The following is a 3,403-nucleotide window of genomic DNA, read 5'->3' as shown; positions in this document are numbered from 1 at the left end:
GGCGTGACGACCGGCTTGGGCGCGGGAGGCGGCGGCAGGGGGCGGGACAGAAGCTTCGTGAGCATGAGGGGCTCTCCTTGCCCCCCTGTACGAAATGCGTCCGCACCCGGTTACACCCGGACCTACTTGGGCCCCGTTTCACCCACGGAGGACTCAGGCACTGCGCAGGGTGAGCAGCGTCACCTCGGGCGGGATGCCGATGCGGAAGGGGAGCCAGTGCCCCGTGCCGCCGGAGACGTAGAGGTGGCTGTCGCGGAAGCGATAGCGGCCCAGCATGTGCTTGAAGGCGAATCCGAACAGCGGGACCCCCAGGAAGGCCACCTGTCCGCCGTGGGTGTGGCCCGCGAGCGTGAGACGCGCGCCGCGCTCGGCGGCGTAGGGGAAGAAGTCCGGGTGGTGGGAGAGGCAGAGGACCACGTCGTCCGGGTGGCCCTCCTTGAACGCCGTGTCCGCGGAGTGCTGCCAGCGCTGGTCGCGCACGGTGCGGCTGCGGCCGGACATGGGGAAGTCCACGCCCACCACGCGCACGCGCTGGCCGCCGTGTTCCAGCACGTGGGCTTCATCCACGAGCAGCCGGACCGGAGCGCCGCGTTGGGCCAGCTGCGCGTAGCCGCCCAGGACTTCGTCCAGCCCGCGCCAGTGCTCGTGGTTGCCGAGGATGGCGAGCATGCCGTGGCGGGCCGTCGTGGAGGCGAGGGCGGCCATTGTCTCATCGAGCTGGTTCACGTCGTCGATGAGGTCCCCGGTCATCACCTGCAAGTCCACACCGGCGGTGTTCATCACCTCCACGGCGCCGCGCAGGTACTCGGGGGAGATGAAGGGGCCCACGTGGACGTCGGTGATCTGCCCGATGCGGAAGCCGTCGAGCGCGGCAGGGAGGCCGCGCAGCTTCACCTCCACCTCGCGAACGGTGAAGCCCAGGCTGCCGCCCACGACGCCCACGGCGCTGGCGCCCATGGCGAAGACGGGCATGGCCTGACCGGCCTTCACCAGGAGGTTGCGGCGCTCCAGGTCCACACCCGGGGGCGCGGCCTGCTTCCGACGTTCAGCGCGCAGCTTGAGGACGAGGAACGGCAGGCCCATGAGCATCACCAGCAGCGCGGTGATGCTCCACACGACGGCGAACAGCTTCACCGGCACGAGGAACGGGGGCGTGTGGTGGAGCCCGTAGCCGGTGACTGCGGGCACGGTCCAGGCCGCGAACGCGAAGCCCATGAGCCCCAGCAACACGCCATGACGCCAGCCGCGGGTGACAGCGGGCCATAGCCTGCGCAGCACGAGGTACGCGCCCAGGTAGACGAACAGCAGGACCAACAGCCTTCCCATGGTGTGCGCGCTCTCGGTGTCGTGAGGAGCCCGGAGGATAACGGACCCCCTGACAGCGCGCTGTCCTCCGTCACCGGGCTGCTCGCCTGGGCTCCATGGGCTTGTACATGGAATAACAGGAAAAATCGGAGGCGGCATGCGTTTGGGGTGGCTGTGGCTGGTGGTGTTGATGGGGTGCGCGTCCGCGCCCGGGCCCATACAGGCGTCGAGGGAATGCGAGGACCGCGACGAGGACCAGTGCCTCACGCAGGTCTGCGAGGACGACGTCTGCGCGCTGTTCCGGTGCGAGGACCTGTCACCGAACCGCATCGTGCGGACGCGAGGCGCCATGCCGGTGGCGCCCATCTTCGTGGCGCCGGGCAGCGGGCCTCAAAGGACGTGGGGAAGCGCGCAGGGACTGCCGGGCGACGCCGTGCCCGTCATGGTGTTCCGTTGGCACCGGCGGGAGAAGCTGCCGAGTGAAGTACGTCGCGAGAAGGCGCTACAGGAGTGGGCGAAGCGCCCGAAGGAGCGGCACCACATCTTCCCTCAGGCGTTCAAGGCCGACTTCGATGACAAGAGCATTGAAATCCACAAGTACGTCTTGATGATCGACGCGGAAGTGCACGCGCGCATCCACCGAGGCGAGCGGGGTGGCCCCTGGAACAGGGACTGGCGAATCTTCCTTGATCGGGACGACGGCAAGGTGCCGATCTCCAAGTACTTCGAACATGCCTCCTGGATGATCCAGAAGTATGAGCTCTTCGGCTTGCCCATGACGTACTGGCAGCAGATCGAACTCTCACCCGTGCCCTTCGAGGACTGAGCGATGCGCTACTTCACGGTGGAGAGCTTTGACTTCGATGAGCCGGGGCATTGGAGCGGCACGTACCGGGCGCACCATCGATGGCACCTGTCAGGCGTCGACTGCCCTCGGGAAGGCATCTGGTCAGGGAAGAGTGCGTTCCCCACCGTCGACCTGTCGGCGGTGGATGAGCCGGTCCTTGCCAACCCCAAAGGGCCCATGTCCTTGGAGGAATACAAGCGGTTGGTGTCGCTGATGCGTCCCTTTGTTCCTCCTGAGCTTCCCATCCGTGCAGGCGGCTCGTTCGGGCCCATGGTCGGATTCGCTCAAGGCAGGTTCGGCCCGGTCACTTGCGATCCCCCCTGGCAGTTGGTCCTCCGCGAGGACGCGGTCGAGCTCCTCAAGGCCGAAGGACTGCAAGGAATCATCGCGGTCCGGATGGAGCTCAGGTCCCGCCGGAGCAACATGCCCGCGCTCTACGAACTGGAAGCGCGCCCCCTGGCGAGGCTGCATCCCGACTGCATCGGCGAATTCAAGACGCCCGCGTGCGACGTCTGCGGCAATCCGGAGGGCTTCCCGCTGCCGCCGAAGCGCTGGTTGCTGCGCTCTTCCATTCCCGAGGGACTCGACTTCTTCGGCATCCAGGGCGCCAGCAAGCGCGTCGTCAGCGAGCGCTTCGTCGAAACCGTGCAGCGCCTGGGCCCCAGCGACGTGCACTACCGCGAACTTCCCGCTGCCGACTGATCACATCCCCCCGCCCGGGCTCGCGAGCCGCAGGTGCGAGTGAAGCGTCTCCGCTCGCAGGTACAGGAACTGCGCATCCCCGAAGGCCAGCGCATCCCCGTCCGTGAGCATCCGCACCTCGCCCTCTCCCAGCTCCGCGGCGTTCAGCCAGGTGCCGTTCATGGACCCCAGGTCCTTCACGGAGCACGTCCCCTGCGACGCATGCCAGCGCAGCACCGCGTGCTGCTTCGACACGGATGGGTCGTGCACCATCAGCGTGCACCCCTCCAGCCGCCCCACCTTCATCTCCTGCCCGTCCTGCTCCGGCCCCAGGAAGTGGACCTCCAGCGAATCGAACGCCTGGAGCATCACCAGCAGCCGGTCCACCAAGCGCGAGCGGTGCGCCATCCCCACCGTGCGCGCCTCCGCCAGCCGCAACGCCACTTGCTGGAACACCGGCTCCGGTGGCTGCTGGATGAGCACCACCGGCCCGGAGGCTTGCAGGAACGCCTGCACGGGCGCGTAGGCGAACGGGCGGAGCTGTTGGACGGAAGGCATCACGCCCCCAGG

The 3,403-nt window shown here is 67.8% G+C and carries 4 protein-coding genes; 2 read left to right on the top strand and 2 right to left on the bottom strand.

Going from position 1 to position 3,403, the window contains the following annotated elements:
- Window positions 1-153: 153 nt before the first annotated feature.
- A complete protein-coding gene (locus D7W79_RS40375; protein ID WP_120530522.1) occupies window positions 154-1,326 on the bottom strand; it encodes a metallophosphoesterase in 1,173 nt (390 codons plus the stop codon).
- 136 nt (window positions 1,327-1,462) lie between these two features.
- Here D7W79_RS40375 and sitA6 point away from each other — a divergent pair, with 136 nt between their 5' ends.
- Window positions 1,463-2,131: a SitA6 family polymorphic toxin lipoprotein gene (gene sitA6 / locus D7W79_RS40370; protein WP_120530521.1), complete on the top strand. Its 669-nt coding sequence runs from the start codon at window positions 1,463-1,465 to the stop codon at window positions 2,129-2,131.
- A gap of 3 nt (window positions 2,132-2,134) precedes the next feature.
- Entirely contained in the window at window positions 2,135-2,854 is a 720-nt protein-coding gene (gene sitI6 / locus D7W79_RS40365) for a SitI6 family double-CXXCG motif immunity protein (RefSeq protein ID WP_120530520.1), read from the top strand.
- On the opposite strand, the gene D7W79_RS40360 is transcribed toward sitI6, so the two are convergent.
- Window positions 2,855-3,391: an FHA domain-containing protein gene (locus D7W79_RS40360; protein WP_120530519.1), complete on the bottom strand. Its 537-nt coding sequence runs from the start codon at window positions 3,389-3,391 to the stop codon at window positions 2,855-2,857.
- Window positions 3,392-3,403 lie beyond the last annotated feature (12 nt).

It is taken from the genome of Corallococcus exercitus (genome assembly GCF_003611585.1).
In the GTDB taxonomy this organism is placed as follows: domain Bacteria; phylum Myxococcota; class Myxococcia; order Myxococcales; family Myxococcaceae; genus Corallococcus; species Corallococcus exercitus.
Note: the sequence above shows the minus strand (reverse complement) of the source record. Positions and strands in the feature narration are given on the sequence as shown.